General features: G+C 41.0%; 16 protein-coding genes. 5 read left to right on the forward strand and 11 right to left on the reverse strand.

Annotated features, from left to right (window positions below; translation table 11 throughout):
* Window position 1 precedes the first annotated feature (1 nt).
* From pcnB to IMPJCBKJ_RS12690, 4 genes are all read right to left on the reverse strand, one after another.
* Complete coding sequence (pcnB, locus tag IMPJCBKJ_RS12675) at window positions 2–1,288, reverse strand: polynucleotide adenylyltransferase PcnB (protein ID WP_346774163.1); 1,287 nt, start codon at window positions 1,286–1,288, stop codon at window positions 2–4.
* A 292-nt stretch (window positions 1,289–1,580) separates the two neighbouring features.
* The gene (gluQRS, locus tag IMPJCBKJ_RS12680; protein WP_138599596.1) at window positions 1,581–2,525 is read right to left on the reverse strand and encodes a tRNA glutamyl-Q(34) synthetase GluQRS; all 945 of its coding nucleotides are present in this window, start codon (window positions 2,523–2,525) and stop codon (window positions 1,581–1,583) included.
* A 17-nt stretch (window positions 2,526–2,542) separates the two neighbouring features.
* Window positions 2,543–2,986, reverse strand: coding sequence for an RNA polymerase-binding protein DksA (gene dksA, locus IMPJCBKJ_RS12685; protein ID WP_054551179.1), 444 nt, complete (start codon window positions 2,984–2,986; stop codon window positions 2,543–2,545).
* Window positions 2,987–3,198: 212 nt separating this feature from the next.
* Window positions 3,199–4,188, reverse strand: coding sequence for an AraC family transcriptional regulator (locus tag IMPJCBKJ_RS12690; RefSeq protein WP_166340620.1), 990 nt, complete (start codon window positions 4,186–4,188; stop codon window positions 3,199–3,201).
* Between the two features lie 147 nt (window positions 4,189–4,335).
* Here IMPJCBKJ_RS12690 and IMPJCBKJ_RS12695 point away from each other — a divergent pair, with 147 nt between their 5' ends.
* Window positions 4,336–6,879, forward strand: coding sequence for a penicillin acylase family protein (locus tag IMPJCBKJ_RS12695; RefSeq protein WP_166340621.1), 2,544 nt, complete (start codon window positions 4,336–4,338; stop codon window positions 6,877–6,879).
* Here the strand turns inward: IMPJCBKJ_RS12695 and sfsA are convergent.
* Window positions 6,869–7,588, reverse strand: a complete 720-nt coding sequence (gene sfsA, locus IMPJCBKJ_RS12700; RefSeq protein ID WP_166340622.1) for a DNA/RNA nuclease SfsA — start codon at window positions 7,586–7,588, stop codon at window positions 6,869–6,871. The genes IMPJCBKJ_RS12695 and sfsA overlap by 11 nt on opposite strands.
* Window positions 7,589–7,737: 149 nt before the next feature.
* Here sfsA and pepB point away from each other — a divergent pair, with 149 nt between their 5' ends.
* Together pepB and IMPJCBKJ_RS12710 are read left to right on the forward strand one after the other, a co-directional pair.
* Complete coding sequence (gene pepB / locus IMPJCBKJ_RS12705) at window positions 7,738–9,033, forward strand: aminopeptidase PepB (RefSeq protein ID WP_054551182.1); 1,296 nt, start codon at window positions 7,738–7,740, stop codon at window positions 9,031–9,033.
* Between the two features lie 209 nt (window positions 9,034–9,242).
* Complete coding sequence (locus IMPJCBKJ_RS12710; protein ID WP_138616378.1) at window positions 9,243–9,809, forward strand: phosphoribosyltransferase family protein; 567 nt, start codon at window positions 9,243–9,245, stop codon at window positions 9,807–9,809.
* A 37-nt stretch (window positions 9,810–9,846) separates the two neighbouring features.
* Here the strand turns inward: IMPJCBKJ_RS12710 and IMPJCBKJ_RS12715 are convergent, their stop codons facing one another.
* Window positions 9,847–10,503 carry a Crp/Fnr family transcriptional regulator gene (locus tag IMPJCBKJ_RS12715; RefSeq protein WP_054551184.1) on the reverse strand — a complete coding sequence of 219 codons (657 nt, stop codon included), beginning with the start codon at window positions 10,501–10,503 and terminating at the stop codon, window positions 9,847–9,849.
* Window positions 10,504–10,771: 268 nt separating this feature from the next.
* On the opposite strand from IMPJCBKJ_RS12715, the gene IMPJCBKJ_RS12720 reads away from it, so the two are divergent.
* Window positions 10,772–11,002 carry a YgjV family protein gene (locus tag IMPJCBKJ_RS12720; RefSeq protein ID WP_054551185.1) on the forward strand — a complete coding sequence of 77 codons (231 nt, stop codon included), beginning with the start codon at window positions 10,772–10,774 and terminating at the stop codon, window positions 11,000–11,002.
* Window positions 11,003–11,004: 2 nt separating this feature from the next.
* Here IMPJCBKJ_RS12720 and IMPJCBKJ_RS12725 read toward each other — a convergent pair whose 3' ends face one another.
* From IMPJCBKJ_RS12725 to IMPJCBKJ_RS12745, 5 genes are all read right to left on the reverse strand, one after another.
* Window positions 11,005–12,645 (reverse strand): amidohydrolase, encoded by a 1,641-nt coding sequence (locus tag IMPJCBKJ_RS12725; RefSeq protein ID WP_166340623.1) that lies wholly within the window; start codon window positions 12,643–12,645, stop codon window positions 11,005–11,007.
* 92 nt (window positions 12,646–12,737) lie between these two features.
* On the reverse strand, window positions 12,738–12,971 hold the full coding sequence (locus IMPJCBKJ_RS12730; RefSeq protein ID WP_054551187.1) for an EF-hand domain-containing protein: 234 nt from the start codon (window positions 12,969–12,971) through the stop codon (window positions 12,738–12,740).
* Between the two features lie 4 nt (window positions 12,972–12,975).
* Window positions 12,976–13,209, reverse strand: a complete 234-nt coding sequence (locus tag IMPJCBKJ_RS12735; RefSeq protein WP_054551188.1) for an EF-hand domain-containing protein — start codon at window positions 13,207–13,209, stop codon at window positions 12,976–12,978.
* A gap of 98 nt (window positions 13,210–13,307) precedes the next feature.
* Complete coding sequence (locus tag IMPJCBKJ_RS12740; protein ID WP_054551189.1) at window positions 13,308–13,535, reverse strand: hypothetical protein; 228 nt, start codon at window positions 13,533–13,535, stop codon at window positions 13,308–13,310.
* A 9-nt stretch (window positions 13,536–13,544) separates the two neighbouring features.
* Window positions 13,545–13,772, reverse strand: coding sequence for a cag pathogenicity island protein Cag25 (locus IMPJCBKJ_RS12745; RefSeq protein WP_054551190.1), 228 nt, complete (start codon window positions 13,770–13,772; stop codon window positions 13,545–13,547).
* 312 nt (window positions 13,773–14,084) lie between these two features.
* Here IMPJCBKJ_RS12745 and IMPJCBKJ_RS12750 point away from each other — a divergent pair, with 312 nt between their 5' ends.
* Window positions 14,085–15,542: a HAMP domain-containing sensor histidine kinase gene (locus IMPJCBKJ_RS12750; RefSeq protein WP_166340624.1), complete on the forward strand. Its 1,458-nt coding sequence runs from the start codon at window positions 14,085–14,087 to the stop codon at window positions 15,540–15,542.

Raw genomic sequence — 15,542 nt, forward strand, 5'->3', positions numbered from 1 at the left:
CTTAGTCTACTTTTTTCTTGCGTGGGCGACGACGGCGCTTAGGGCCACCTTGGTGTCCTAAATTTTTAACCATCTCTTTTTGGCCGTTGATGTCTTGGCTTAGATAGGTTGTCCACCAATCAGCAAGCTCTTTTTGCTGCTCTTCGCCAGCTTGCACACGCAAAAGTAAGAAATCATAGGCTGCCTTGAAGCGAGGCTGTTGAGTCAGCCTATAAGCACGTTGACCACCTCGTTTATCAAGACGTTGCTGAATATGCCAAATATCGCGTGCACCCAGTGTGAAGCGTTTTGGTACTGCTACATGTTGTGCGTTTTCACTCAGTACTTTGTTCATCGCTTGTGCAAATGCATCGTACTCTGAAAGTTGATCGCGTTGTTGTAATTTTTTAGCAATGCTCAGTAATGGGAACCACAAAAGGGCTGCAAAAATAAAGGCTGGAGTGACTTTTTTATCAGCATTAATACGTTTATCGGTGTTTTTAAACATTTGCAGGATAAATGTATGTTCAAAGCCTTCAGGGGTGGCATCTAAGATCTTATCAAGCGCAGGGAATAATGCTTTGAATAAACCATACTGGCGAAGCATTAAGTAGTTTTCTTCTGCTTTGCCGTTTAAGAACAACTTGAGTGATTCTTCAAACAAACGAGCTGGCGGAATATGGTCGAGTAAATTAGCAAGGCCTTTAATTGGCTTTTCGGTGCCAGGTGCAATGATCATTCCTAGTTTGGTGGCAAAACGCACTGCGCGTAACATGCGCACAGGGTCTTCACGGTAACGTGTTTCTGGGTCGCCAATCAGCTCAATTTGTTTTGCTTTTATCGCGCTAATGCCATTGGCATAGTCATAAATACAAAAGTCGTTAATTGAGTAGTAAAGTGCATTAATCGAAAAGTCACGGCGCTCGGCATCTTCTTCGATGCTGCCATAGACATTGTCGCGCAGGAGTTGGCCGTGCTCGCTTGATTGGCTAATTTGATTTTTGCTTTCTTCGGCTTCGTGATGGCCGCGCATGGTCGCCACTTCAATAATTTCTCGACCAAACACGATATGGGCTAAACGAAAACGACGACCAATTAGACGACAGTTACGAAATAGCTTTTTGATTTGCTCAGGGGTTGCGTTTGTTACAACGTCGAAGTCTTTTGGTTGTTGGCCTAACAATATATCTCGAATACAACCACCTACAAGGTAGGCATCAAAACCACCTTCTTTAAGGCGGTACAATACTTTGATTGCATTTGGGCTAAATTGTTTGCGCGAAATACCATGTTCACTGCGCTCGATCACCAAAGGTAACTCGCTCGTTGGCAAAGCATCACTTGATGTCGTGGCATTTGGGCCAATAATCTGCCGACAAAATTGAAAAAGCTTAGAAATAATAATCTGTCTCCTACGACGCGGACTTTGCGACTCATCAAGTATAGCGTTTGTTTGATACTTCGCCGATGTGAGATTGACGTGTAATCAGTGTGTTTTAAATGGCGCTAAATTAAGGTGTTGATGATTCGCACACTTTGGGTCGCTATCATATACCAGCAGGGCTGAAAAATTAAGTTACTCGGCCTTTAAAATTGGCAATTTATTTTTCAATAGTAACAAAGTTACAAAAAGGAGAGTTAGGATCCTCGCTAACTTGTATTTCTTGCACCTTTGGTATGTGTTCAAGGCGGTAAGTTTCAACAGCCCAAGCTAACATCTGTTCGGTACTTAACGATAATAGTGAACTTTCTGGCTTTAAACCTAAAAAGCGCAAGGCATCGAACAACGCGGGCTTTGGATTTGATTTTGCTATTGCGGGGGCGTAATTTTGCTTTGATAACTTAAAACCAGGTTTAGCTACCGCTAAAGGAAGGTGGGCGTATTCTGGGGCCGGTTTATTTAGTTGCTTAAACAAACTGAGTTGTCGTGCAGTCGGCTCGAGTAAATCAGCGCCGCGAACGACTCTTGTAATACCTTGTGCGATATCATCGGCGACTACGACCAGTTGGTAAGCAAATAAACCATCGCTGCGCTTTATTAAGTAATCTTCTTTGGCAAGTTGGCTATCAACATACACTTCACCTTGAATTAAATCATGGTAGTGACTGGTTGCAAATTGCTGGGTTAAACGTAGCGCTGAATCAGTTAAAGCGTGGTTTTTATACCGGCAGTGGCCTTGGTATATTCCACCGATTGCTTTAATTTCTTTGCGCGTGCAATGACATGCATAAACAAGGTTTTGCGAAATTAACTCGTCAACAATGGCTTGGTATTGCTCATGACGCTGGGTTTGGTATATGACAGGCTCGTCCCAGTAAAGACCGTAAGCCTCTAAGGTATGTAATATATCGTCGCTAGCACCGCTTACAACACGCGTTGTGTCGATATCTTCAATGCGTACTAACCATTTTCCTTGATTTGCTTTTGCATCAAGGAAGCTACCCACAGCCGCTATAAGTGAGCCAAAATGTAATGGCCCTGAAGGGGATGGCGCAAAGCGGCCACGATATTCACGCATTGGCGTGTTAACGGCTGTGGTAGACATGGGCTAATTAAAGGATATTAACCGCGTCCAGATTGCTTTTCTTTAATTTCCGCAAGCGTTTTACAGTCTACACATAAATCAGCTGTAGGACGCGCTTCTAGGCGGCGGATACCAATTTCGATACCACATGATTCACAGAAACCAAAGTCATCTTCTTTGATTAATTGAATCGTTTTTTCAATTTTCTTGATCAGTTTACGCTCACGGTCACGAGTACGAAGTTCTAATGAGAATTCTTCTTCTTGTGCTGCACGGTCTACTGGATCCGGAAAGTTAGCTGCTTCGTCTTGCATATGCGATTTAGTACGGTCTACTTCGTTACGTAAATCGTTACGCCAAGCTTCTAAAATTGTTTTGAAATGAGCACGTTGTGCTTCATTCATGTACTCTTCACCTGGCTGTTCTTGGTATGGTTCCAACCCGGCCTGAGCCAATAACCCTAGTCTTTTTTGGTCTGGCATAACTTTCTCCTAAATCCTTAATATTTTGCCCAGCGTTAGCCGGCGGCTATAAATAGCAGAATCATTAGACTGAGGCAAATTTATTTTTAATTAATCCTCTTGACCTTGCACTAATGATTGCTCAAATAATTATGGGCGGTTTGGTAAGCCCTTAACTACTCGTCATTTTTTTAAATTTGCTAAGTTATATGGGCAAAAAAAAATAATACAACTTAAATAGTATATAAAGCTAAAAACTTTTTTGGCGTGGTTTTGTACCAACGCTTAAAGGCGCGTTGTAGAGCGCTTTGTTCAGAAAAGCCTAACTTGTTGCTAATTTCCAGTGCAGATAGGCCTTTTAGAAGCATCTCTTTTGCAAGCAGTTTTCGTTGCTGATCAATGAGTTTAGAAAAACTAAGTTGCTGATTTGAAAGGTGACGTTGTAAAGTGCGTTTTTTAATATTGAGTTGAATTGATGCTTGCTCAAGGGTCGGTATTTGAGGCAATTGGGTATTAATGAAAGTAACTAACTGCGAGGCATAATCATGCTGTGATACAGCTGTATCGACTTGAGATAATAAAATGTTTTCAAGCTCGGGGTTAGGAGATTGCAATCGACATTTAAGAATCGATTTACTAAAAATAAGAGAGTTTGAGTTAGCTGAAAACTCAATAGGGCAATTAAAAACCTGTTTATAAACAGTTAAACTTTCTGGGGTTGGGGTGGGTCTAGTCAACTGTACTTTTTCAAGGCTAACGTCGGTATGATTGTGACAACAGTGCTTAGCAAATGAAAGCCAACTGCTAAATAATTCATCTACCATGTAATGCTGTATGTTACTTTGAGCATGCCAGCTTAGACGACAAAACTCATCTTCAGAAACGAGTTCAATGTGACCAATATTTCGTATTGTTTTGCTTAATCTCTGTGCATGCTCCAGTGCTTTTTCTAAGTTTTTACTCACTAATGCAACATGACCTAGTAGCCCCCAATTTTGTGCTTTTAAAGAGTTGCCAAACTCCAGCCCAATATGCTCTTGTTGTAATATTTTATCGCCATAGTGCATGAGTGACTCGTAGTCAGCGATAGGAAAGCGGGCGCTTACATCGTCCAAATCTTTCAGTCGTTCACCGAGCAAAGCTTCAATTTGTTTGCTACACATGCCTTGGCGTTCTAAAAAAAATACAAGTGAGCGAATTATCTGGCAACTGATATAAAACATAGGTCATTCATAGTTATTATTATTTTAATAGAAGTAACGCTGCATTAGTTGGCGCACAAAGTCAATTTTTTGCGTGAAAGGTCAAGATTTAGCCTACTATTTAAGGCAAGCTGGGGGGTGGACATACAATCATAATAAGGATCCACAATGAAACTCAATCCCCTGCTAATTGGTATTGCTGCGGCTTTGCTCGTCGGCTGTAATTCAGATAAAGATAACAATGACACCACAGCTCCCGTTGTTACCCCTGACCCAGATCCAGTTGTAAAAGTAGATATTCCTGCATTTTCCGAAGACAATACGTTACAAGCGAATGTGCGATGGACAACCTATGGTGTACCCCATATCACAGCAGCAAATTTAGAGAGTTTGGCGTTTGGAGCAGGGTTTGCATATGCAAAAGATCATGCTTGCTTATTAATGGACCAAATTATTAAAGTGCGAGGCGAACGCTCAAAATACTATGGCCCAGATAAGGTTGCTGGAAGTGGAGATTCACAGCACTTAATATCAGACTTTGGTTATAAAGCATTAGGAGTGAATGAGTACGCACTGCAACATTATGATGAACTCAATGAAGACAGTCGCGCCCACTACGAGGGGTTTGTACAGGGGTTTAATAAATACGTAACAGACACCGGTGTTGAAAACCTTGCTCCAGAGTGTGCATCGCAACCTTGGGTTACCCAACTAACAGCACAAGATATGCTTGCCTATTCAATGGCTACCGTGCAGTTAGCCAGTTCAGCTAATTTTTTAGAGTTAGCTTTTTTTGCCAACCCTGGGGATAGCAATGAATATTTACCTGTACCAATGAGCGGTGCTCCTTCAGCTGTTTCTAGTATCACTAACAACATTGCTCAGCAAGCTGCGCAATTTAAACTTGAAAAAAAATATAAACATTTGGGTTCAAACGGTTGGGGCCTAGGTAAAGACATGATGGCCAATGGCAAAGGAGGATTACTCGCTAATCCACACTTTCCTTATGAGGGAAATTTGCGGTTTTGGCAGTCTCATTTGACCATACCTGGTGCTATGGATGTAATGGGGGGGAGTCTTCAGGGAATGCCGGGCGTTATTAATATTGGCTTTAACGAGCATGTAGCTTGGACGCATACTTTTTCGACTGCGCGTCACTTTTTAATTTATCAATTGGCTTTAAATGAAAATGATAGAATGAGCTATCGCGTTGAAGATGAGCAGTACTCAATTACTGAAAAAGTCGTTACTGTTGAAGTGGCTACTGGTGCTGGCAGCACAATTGAGTTGAGCAAGCCCTTTTATTATAGCCATCATGGATTAATGCTCGAAACACCTGTAGAAAATGGCTTAGGTTGGAGTGATACTCAAGCATTTACGATAAAAGATGCTAACGAATTTAATATGGATGTCGTTGCTCAGTGGTCGGCTTTAAACCAAGCTGTAAGCCTTGAAGATATGAAAGCAGCCTTTGCTGAGTTTGATGGTGTTTCTTTCAATAACACCATGGCAGCAGACAAAGAAGGTAATGTCTTTTATGTTGACGATAGCACGGTTTTAAAGCTTGACGATCAAGCGAACTTAGCCATTCGATTACAACCAGAGCTTGTTGCTTTGAGAGAGTCCGTCGGCTTTGACATTGTTCCTGGCAATATGAAGCTATTTGAAAGCCAAGGCAAAGTACCATTTAACGAAGCGCCGCAATTAACACGCACAGATTATGTACAAAATTCTAATGACAGCTATTGGGTTACTAATCTTAACGAGCCACTCATCGGCTTTGCGGCTCAATATGGTGATGTGCATAAACCCCTATCACTAAGAACAAGAATGGGATTGAAGCTTCTTCAGCAAGGAGGAGGCGAAGATGCTAAATTTACCTTGGATGAGTTAGAGCAGGCATTAGTTGGTAATCACTTTTACCTTGAGAGTTTAGTGTTTGAAGAGCTGGCATTACAATGTTTTGCACAAGGGGACTTACCAATTGAATTAAGTAACGGTACGCAAGTTGATATCAGCCAAGCATGTGATTTATTAGCTAATGCCGATGGTAAAATGAACATAGATACGCAAGGTGCTGCTTTATTTCGCGAGTTTGCGCACTTATTTAACGCAAAAGAGCACCTTTATGACAATTTTGATGTGACTAACCCTGCTAATACGCCAAATACATTACGCAAAGATAAAGTTGCTTTAACTGCATTGGCACATGCTGTTTATAATTTACAAGCAAATAATGTTGCACTGGATAGTCGCTTAGATGAATTACAATTTGTCGAAAAATCACTTGCCGGTGGCAGTGGCTCAGGTGAAAAGCTACCTTGGGCTGGTCCTATGCATGTGGAAGGTGGGTTTAACGTGTTCAGATATGATCGCAGTAACTTAACGCGTTCGACACTGATCCCTTACACGGATTATGCTGTTCTAAATGATGCTGTGACGGGTAAACCTCTTGCATCAAACTTAACGCCGCAGGGATACCCTGTTAACTATGGCTCTAGTTGGATGTTTGTAATGAACTTTACAGAAAATGGCCCTGAGGCAAAAGGTTTGTTAACCATGTCACAAAGTTCAGACTCACATTCAGAACATTTTGATGATCAAAGTCGCTATTATTCTCAGTCGGCTAAGCTTAGACCTTTACTTTTTAAAGATGAAGATATTGAGCTTAACCTGATTGATGAAGTCGACCTGTCAATGACTAAGCAATAAAAGGTACTTTTTCAGCCAGTCTGATCTGGCTGGCTGAAATTTCTGCTTTATAAGCAATCACTTCAACCCCTTTTTTTATAGCTTCAGTCAAAAGCTGGGCATATTTCGGATCGATATGTTCTGCTGCACTTACTTGATTGATACCGTCGTGTAAAACTGCAAAAAGCAGAACGGCACGATGCCCTTGCTGTACCATTTCTACTAATTCCCTGACATGTTTTTGGCCACGTTCAGTTTTTGCATCCGGAAAATACCCTTGTCCGGAGTGTGGTTCTGTTTGTGAAAGTAATGTCACAGATTTTACTTCTACATAGCAATGGGGTTTATGTTCATCTGTTAGTAAAAAGTCGATACGGCTATTTTCTTGGCCGTATTTTACTTCTGCAGCAATGGTTTGATAGTCAACAAGTTCAGCAATCGCGCCTGTATTTAAAGCTTCTAGCACAACCTGGTTTGCAATAGCGGTATTAACACAAATTAAGTGATTAAATTGGTTCTGAGTTAATTGCAAGGATTGAGGGTACTTACGTTTAGCATTATCACTGGTTGAATAAAAAGCCTTAAACCCAGGCTCTGCACAGCCCGTCATTTTGCCTGTATTAGCACAGTGAGCTGTAAACTCTGCGCCATCGGCAGTTTTTAAGTCGGCTAAAAAGCGCTTGTAGCGCTTAATTAAGGTGGCTGATTGTAATGCAGGAGTAAACTTCATGACTTTACCTGATTGGTTTTTCTTTATTGTAAGTGATTCATTACGCGGATTAAACCACACTTCATAACGCTATTTATCGCAAGCTGTTGGGAACTGACGTTGGCTGTAGTAAACTCAATCAACATTTTTAGCGCAAAGAGTATTCTAACATGTCAGAAAAATTTCTAGTTCAACTTAGCGAGCAGGGCGCTGCCGCACATTGGGGCGAAAAAGCCGCTCTTTCTTTTACTGAACAAGGCGCAACTGTTCATTTAACTGAGCAAGATACACTTAAAAACGTACAAAAAGCAGCACGTACGTTAGCTAATCAAGGCTTAAAAAATATTGCCTTAGTAGGCGATGTTTGGTGCACAGAAACACAGTGGGCTTTTTATCAAGGTTTTGTATCACCAAAGAATTTAGACGCAATTGAGTTTGTTGAAAATGCAAAAACAGACAGCAAAGAGCTGACTTCGTTAAAGCAAGCTGCGACGTGGGCTCGTCAAATGATCAATGGCACTGCGGATGATATTTTCCCAGAGAGCCTAGCTGGTAAAGCTGCTGAGTTTATTCAGTCATTAGCGCCTGAGCACGTAAGCTACCAAATCATTAAAGGCGATGCTTTATTAGAACAACAATGGATTGGTATTCACGCGGTAGGCCGTGGTAGTGAGCGTCCACCGGTATTATTGGCATTAGATTACAACCCAACGGGCGACGAAAACGCACCTGTTGCGGCCGCTTTAGTTGGTAAAGGCATTACCTTTGACTCAGGTGGTTACTCAATCAAAGCAAGTGAAGGCATGTTAGGCATGAAGTGCGACATGGGCGGTGCTGCTACAGTAACAGCTGGCTTAGCACTTGCTATTAGCCGTGGTATCAACAAACGTATTAAATTGTTCTTATGTTGTGCTGAAAACTTAATTTCAGGTCATGCCTACAAACTTGGTGATATCTTAACGTATAAAAATGGCACTACAGTTGAAATCGTTAATACCGACGCTGAAGGCCGTTTAGTCCTAGCTGATGGCTTAATGGCTGCAGGTGAGTCTGGCGCGCCATTAATCATTGATGCGGCAACACTAACAGGCGCTGCGCTTGTTGCTGTTGGTCAAGAGTACAATGCATTGTTCGGTCTTGATAAAGAGCTTGTACGTGACGTACAAGACTTTGCAGAGCAAGAAATGGAAGCTGCATGGCCATTACCACTTGAAAAATGGCATCAACAAAATTGCCCGTCGCCATATGCAGATACCGCAAATAGCCGTCCGCAAAAAGGTGGTGGCTACGGTGGTGCTTCTAATGCGGCTGGTTTCTTATCACGCTTTGTACCAAATGAAGGCAAAGGTTGGGTGCACATTGACCTTGCTGCTGCATTTAACATGGGTAGCACAAGCGAGTGGGCTGCAGGCGCAACAACACAAGGTATGCGTACCGTTGCAAGAACTTTACTAGAAAAAGCATAAGCAATTTACTTTTTCTGTAGCTAATTAAAAGCCCCTTAACTTTATCTAAGTTAAGGGGCTTTTTTGATCTAAAGGGGAATTTTACAAACTGATACAAGCTTTTTTGAGTAAATTAGTATAAAATCCCGCCCCACATTTTCTCATCCTGTGGTTAGTTTTTATTAAATTAGCTACACTAGAATGATCATTTCACACTGGGGTCTCTATTTATGTCAGATAAGTGCTATATCACTGCGCAGCAGCTTCTTGAAGATTCATTTCGTGTTGCGGCACAAGTTTATGAAGATGGTTTCCGTCCTGATTTCATCATTGGTATTTGGCGTGGTGGTGCTCCAATTGGTATCGCAGTTCAAGAATATTACGATTACAAAGGTATAGAAACTGACCATATCGCAGTGCGTACTTCTTCGTATTACGGTATTAACCAGCAATCTAAAGAGATTAAAGTTCACGGTTTGCATTACATCATTGAAAATGCCAATGCAGACAATTCATTACTAATCGTTGATGATGTGTTCGATTCTGGCCGCAGTATTTTTGCATTAAAAGAAAAGCTTTCTGAATTAATGCGCTTAAATCTACCACGTGATATTCGCGTTGCTTGCCCATACTACAAGCCAAAGAACTCAAAGGTAGACATGGTGCCAGACTACTTCATTCATGAGTCTGAAGAGTGGTTAGTGTTCCCTCATGAGCTTTCAGGCCTAACGCCAGACGAAATTATCGAAGGTAAGTCAGATTTAGCTAATATTCATGATTTACTTTTAGAAAAGTAAGTTTGAATACCCTTGCAGTTATGAGTGTGTCCTACACTTATAACTGCGCAAAACTATCGACGTAATCACTAAGCTTGTCGATATCTACTACTTGTAAACCTTGATTACTTCGCTGCACTAAGCCTTTTTCAACTAACTCTGTAACGACGCGTCTATATGCTCTTTCGGTGGTAGCAAAGCGCTCAGCTTCAGCATTGACGGTAGGGTAGGCACGCAGTAACGTTGGGTTGCTGTTTTCAGCTCTTAATAAGCAATCTTTAGCTATATTGTAGCTAAGAGGTAATAGCAGCTTATCTAAGTTTATTTTTTGGTTTTCTTGGAATTTAGCGGCAATTGTTTGCGCTGTGTACAAGCTTAACTCTGGCTTTTCTAACAGAAGGGCGCGCCAATGCTTGAGCTCTATTAGGTTATAGCTTACATCGCTAAAGCACGTAACTGTATAAATACACGGATAGTTATTCAGAGCTTCAATTTCACCTATCAGTGTGTTGTTACAATCAAGCTGGCCTAAAAGAAGGCGTCGGCCATTACCCACGTCATAGCTGAACGACACTGTGCCGCTTCTCACTAATACGAGTTTTGACAAGGGTTGATCTTGGTGGATCAGCACCTCTTTTTTAGCTTGTTGAAAACTGCTGCCAGCAAATGTCAGTAATTGGTCAACAAGGTAGCTTGAAAAATGATATTGAAACATTAACGCCGCTCTTCGGACAATTGTCCTATTTATTACATCTTAATGACGTTAGCATTAAGATTCTAAGAATTTACGCTAACTTGCTAGTAAGGTGTTTCACGTTACTGATACCTTCATTTCCCGTGTAATGATTTTAAAGCCAAGGTTATTCTTAAGCTTTACAAGGTTTTTAGTAAGTTAGCTTTTTTATTTTATTGTCAAAATAGCACAGAGTGCGTCAAAAAAAATGACAAGCTCCAATGCTAACCTAAAGCCTAGGAGAGAACAATTGAGTTGGGAATATTTAGGCTATTTAGCGTCAGCACTGTTGGTTGCTTCTTTGACAATGAGCGATGTAGTAAAACTACGTTGGCTTAACTTAGCAGGGTGTATTGCATTTACCTTCTACGGATTAGCAATAGGAGCCGTGCCCGTTGCCTTCACTAATGGCTTACTGGCGTTTGTGAATATTTACCACATCGTTAAATTAAAGCGTCAGCAAAAAGCTGACGCCGAGTAATATTATTCCTCTTTTTTATATTTCAGCTCGCCCGCAATCCAAGTTTGCGTCACATTTATATCGTGGATCTCTGAGATTGGCGCTTTGTAATAGTCTTTATCAATCAAAATAAAGTCAGCCCATTTACCTTGCTCTAAACTGCCTACCTTAAACTCTTGATGTGCAGCATAAGCACCACCTAAAGTAAATGCACGCAAAGCCTCATCACGCGATAGCAGCTCTTGTGGTCGCCAGCCGCCTTCTGGTAATTGATTATGATCCATTCGGGTGATGGCCGAATATAAACCATCAAATGGGTTAGCAAGCTCCACTGGAAAGTCAGAACCCGCTGCAATCACTGAGCCTTGTGCTAAAAAGGTCTTCCAAGCATACGCCCCTTCAAGCTGTTTTTCAGTCAGGCGCTGCTCTGCCATATGCATATCAGAGGTTGCATGAACAGGCTGCATTGATGGAATAATTTTTAATGTTTTAAAACGAGGAATATCTTCAGGAGTCACAATTTGTGCATGTTCAATTCGGTTACGAAGTAAAATCCCACCGGTTTTTTTGAACACATTTTCATACGCATCGAGTACTACGTGATTGGCTTTATCACCAATTGCATGAGTGTTTGCACTAAAGCCATGGGAAAAGCTTAGGTTAAATAGCTGCTCAAGCTTTTCTTGAGTTTCAAGCATTAAGCCATGATGATTTTTACGATCAGCGTACTCTTCAATGAGGGCTGCGCCTCGGCTTCCCAAAGCGCCATCCGCATACACTTTGACACTGCGAATCGACAGCATGTCATTCATGTCTTTATATTTACCCGCTTTGAGCATGGTTTCTAATTGAGGATCGGCAGCACTTAGCATGGCTACGATTCTGACAGGAAGAGTACTTTGCTCAGAGCGCTGCTTGTATACTTGCCACGTGTCGTAATCGATACCGGCATCATGGGTTGATGTGATGCCTAAACTTAGTAGATGTTTACCTGCATTATCTAAGGCTGTATTTATGCTGGCATGGCTTACTTTTGGTACATGCTGAGTAATAAGCGTTTCGGCTTTATCAATGAATACCCCTGAAGGTAAGCCAGAATCTAGCTTTAAAATTTCACCGCCAGCAGGAGAGGGAGTTTGTTTGGCAATACCTGCAAGTTCCATGGCTTTTGAGTTAACCCACACAGCATGACCATCAACGCGAGAAAGCACCACAGGTTTGTCTTTTACGTATTTGTCTAAATCAGCTGCAGTTGGAAACTCACCGCCAGGCCATTGCTCTTGGTTCCAACCGCGACCAATGATCCAACTTTGTTTATCTTTGGCAAACTCAGCCAGCATTTTGCCAACCTCATCTGCCGAGCGCGTATTCCTTACATCAAGTTGTGAAAGGTTATTTCCTAAACCAATCACATGGCCATGAGCATCGACTAAGCCTGGTAATAATGTGGCTTGCTTGCCATCAATTGCGGTGGCATCAGGGAAGCTATTTTTAATTGAGTCATTGCCTGTTTTTACGATTTTACCGTCTTTAAAAACCAGTGCAGAAAAGTGTTGGGTTTCGCCTTTATAGGTAGGCGTATAGCCATTTACATTATAAATAACAGTGGTGTTGGCAAAGCAGCTAAGTGAAGCTGTTGCGAGTAAGCTGATGATGAGTTTCATAATCTTCTAATAGTTTTTATTGATTTATGAAAACAGTATCAGAGTTGCAGTAAACTGCAACTCAGCAGAGATTAATAATTAACTATAACTCTTTATTTGCTCGCATAAATCTTAAACTCACTGAGGGATAATTTATTATCTTTATCACTGTCGTAATTTTTAAATCGCGACCACAGAGCTGGGTCTCTCGCAGACTCTGAGCGAGTCAGGTAACCATCGTCATTACGATCAAGTTGTTTAAATTTTTCACCAATACTATCTGCAGCAAAACTCATTGTGCTAAATGCACAACTTAAAACTAGGCTGGCAAAGGTTAATTTTGACATTACTTTAACTCTTGTTTGTTAAATAGTGTTTAAACTCAAGGAGCGAGATTTGTTGATCTTTATCTGTATCCCATTGCGCTATGCGTTTTTGCAAGTGCGGTTGCGATGACAGTTCCTGCTCAGATAAAAAGCCATTTTTATCTTTATCTAGGTGATCAAAGCGTTGTTTTACGTCCAATGCTAAGCTATTGAAGCTTATAGTAATTAAGGTGCATGGAGCAAGCCAGAAAATTCTCATAATTGCCTCCTAAATAAAAGTGCTTGCCATAATTTAACTCCCAAAATTTAAATCCGTTTACACATTCCCTCTGGGATTATGGCAAGCACTTTAAGCCGTTAAGGTTTGAATTTTTCAAACTCTTGTTCAGACAAAACCTGATCGCCGTTTTCATCCAGATCGGCAAATTGCTTAAGTAAGTTATCGTGTTTGGTTGCTTCAGTTAATGAAATCTCGCCATCGGCGTTTGTATCAAATTTAGCAAATCGAACATCCATTTGTGATGCTAAAACGGTGGCGCTGATAACTAAAAACATCAGCGAGAATGCAGCTAAAAGTTGTTTCATTACAATCTCCTATTGAATAAACGACTGAAACTCAGAAAATGAAATTTGGCCATTTTGATTACTATCAATTTGCGTAAAGTTGCCGTGCAACAAGGCATCTTCAGATGCTTCTGCCTCACTCAAAAAACCATTGCTGTCTTTATCTAGCTCATTAAATGTTGTCTGCAAATCAAGTGCGTAACTATGAACTGAGAACAGACTTATAAGCAGGGTGGCTACCGGGGCCGTTACTTTCATTTTGTGTCCTAAATAACTAATTTGCTTAGTACTAATCAAAATCAGTGCCAATATTAAAAGTTATTAATTATCAGTTAGTTATGGTTTTTGTGTGGTTTTGAATGCGAAATAGTTACAGGGTGTTGTGTCTTTTTTGCAACGATTTTCAGGTGTTAAAAGTTTATCTATTTTATTTCAATGAGTTAGTTTGTTGCCAAATAGCAACTTTGTATCGGTTTTTGGGGGAAAATCAGTACTTTTTAAGGTCGGATTCAGCGAGTGTCTAAGTTTGTTCGCTAATAATCAGCATCTGCAATTATGTTGAGAGTGAATATGCAAAATACAGTAGCGATAAAAATAAAACAGTTACTCAATTGGCGACCTAGTCTTATTGGCCAGTTCGTCTGTAGCATTTTGCTGTCTTTACTACCGTTATCTTTGGTGGTGATTTTATTTTTAAATGCGCTCAATAAGCAGCTTGCAGTGACTCAAGAAATCGTCGGTGACAATTACGAGATTACTAAAGCATTTAACAACCTCAAACAAGACTTAAATAGCCTTGAACGAGCAACTCGACAAAACTGGGTGCTTAAAAGTGAATCCCTCGATAGCTTGATTGCCAACAAGTGGCAATCGTCATTGCAAAGTGTCGATGAGCTCATTTTCTTAAGCCCAACCGCTGATTATGTCTCGCAGTGGCGGCAATTGGCTGAGGTGTTACAATTTGCGCATCAGCATTTATTAATAGAACAAAAGCAAGATGGTGAGCTGTTTGCACCCGCTAGTAAGCTTATCAGTGAGCAAACAAATTGGCTCAAAGAGCAAAATGAATTGCGCATCACAAAAAATCAGCAGCAATTAAAAGCGCTTCAAGCTTCATTTATTAATTGGTTAGTTGCGTTAATTCCACTCACGTTATTGGTCGGGGGCGGCTTTCTTTGGCGGATCAGCGGGCGGCTCAGAGAACTCACACATGTGATTGATAAACTTGGACAAGGTCACTGGCAGCAAAAAATTCAAGTTCGCGGCTCGTCAGAGTTAGTTGAATTAGGTAATAAATTAGAGTGGGTTCAAGCGCAGTTACATATGCTTGAGCAGCAAAAAGATACGTTTTTACGCCATGTGACACATGAATTAAAAACGCCCCTAGCTTCGATGGTTGAAGGCACAGACTTACTCGCAGATGAAATTGTTGGTCCTATCAATAGCGAGCAACAAGCCGTTCTTGAGCTAATAACGCAAAGTATGGTGCGACTCAGAGCCATGATTGAAAGCTTATTGAGTTACAACGCCATTCGCACCAGTAAGCAAAGCCTAAGCGAGCTTAACTTTAATTTGATGATGAACAAAATTGAGCGTCATTTTGAGCACCGATTATCAGCGCGTGACTTATCCATTGTGTGGGTGAATGAATTACCAAATAAAGCTTTGTTTATCTCAATTGAGCTACTTGAAATGGTGCTTATTCAGCTTACCTCAAATGCGTTAAAGTTTTCGCCAGAACATGAGTCAGTGACAATAAAAGCAAGCTTAAAGCAGGGACAGTTAATTTTGAGTGTCAGCGACTTAGGAATAGGCATAGAAGATACTGAAAAAGCCGCCGTGTTTGGGGCTTTTTACCAAGGTAAGAATGCAAAACAACATACTGAAATGGGCAGCGGGCTTGGTTTAACCATAGTTAAAGAAACCGTTGAACAATTAAACGGTAAGCTCTCTATTACTGATAATGACCCGCAAGGATGTGTATTTACAGCCATTTTACCAATTCAATTAACCCAAGGAGTTAACTGA

It is taken from the genome of Pseudoalteromonas sp. MB47, assembly GCF_011319765.1.
Taxonomy (GTDB): Bacteria; Pseudomonadota; Gammaproteobacteria; order Enterobacterales; family Alteromonadaceae; genus Pseudoalteromonas; species Pseudoalteromonas simplex.

Excerpts from the sequence above, each read along its gene's own strand:
- IMPJCBKJ_RS12745 (WP_054551190.1), bottom strand. The coding sequence starts at position 13,772 with ATGAAAGTAACGGCCCCGGTAGCCACCCTGCTTATAAGTCTGTTCTCA.
- sfsA (WP_166340622.1), bottom strand. The coding sequence starts at position 7,588 with ATGAAGTTTACTCCTGCATTACAATCAGCCACCTTAATTAAGCGCTAC.
- IMPJCBKJ_RS12725 (WP_166340623.1), bottom strand. The coding sequence starts at position 12,645 with ATGAAACTCATCATCAGCTTACTCGCAACAGCTTCACTTAGCTGCTTT.
- IMPJCBKJ_RS12695 (WP_166340621.1), top strand. The coding sequence starts at position 4,336 with ATGAAACTCAATCCCCTGCTAATTGGTATTGCTGCGGCTTTGCTCGTC.
- IMPJCBKJ_RS12750 (WP_166340624.1), top strand. The coding sequence starts at position 14,085 with ATGCAAAATACAGTAGCGATAAAAATAAAACAGTTACTCAATTGGCGA.
- dksA (WP_054551179.1), bottom strand. The coding sequence starts at position 2,986 with ATGCCAGACCAAAAAAGACTAGGGTTATTGGCTCAGGCCGGGTTGGAA.
- gluQRS (WP_138599596.1), bottom strand. The coding sequence starts at position 2,525 with ATGTCTACCACAGCCGTTAACACGCCAATGCGTGAATATCGTGGCCGC.
- IMPJCBKJ_RS12730 (WP_054551187.1), bottom strand. The coding sequence starts at position 12,971 with ATGTCAAAATTAACCTTTGCCAGCCTAGTTTTAAGTTGTGCATTTAGC.
- IMPJCBKJ_RS12740 (WP_054551189.1), bottom strand. The coding sequence starts at position 13,535 with ATGAAACAACTTTTAGCTGCATTCTCGCTGATGTTTTTAGTTATCAGC.
- IMPJCBKJ_RS12715 (WP_054551184.1), bottom strand. The coding sequence starts at position 10,503 with ATGTTTCAATATCATTTTTCAAGCTACCTTGTTGACCAATTACTGACA.
- IMPJCBKJ_RS12690 (WP_166340620.1), bottom strand. The coding sequence starts at position 4,188 with ATGTTTTATATCAGTTGCCAGATAATTCGCTCACTTGTATTTTTTTTA.
- IMPJCBKJ_RS12735 (WP_054551188.1), bottom strand. The coding sequence starts at position 13,209 with ATGAGAATTTTCTGGCTTGCTCCATGCACCTTAATTACTATAAGCTTC.
- IMPJCBKJ_RS12710 (WP_138616378.1), top strand. The coding sequence starts at position 9,243 with ATGTCAGATAAGTGCTATATCACTGCGCAGCAGCTTCTTGAAGATTCA.
- pepB (WP_054551182.1), top strand. The coding sequence starts at position 7,738 with ATGTCAGAAAAATTTCTAGTTCAACTTAGCGAGCAGGGCGCTGCCGCA.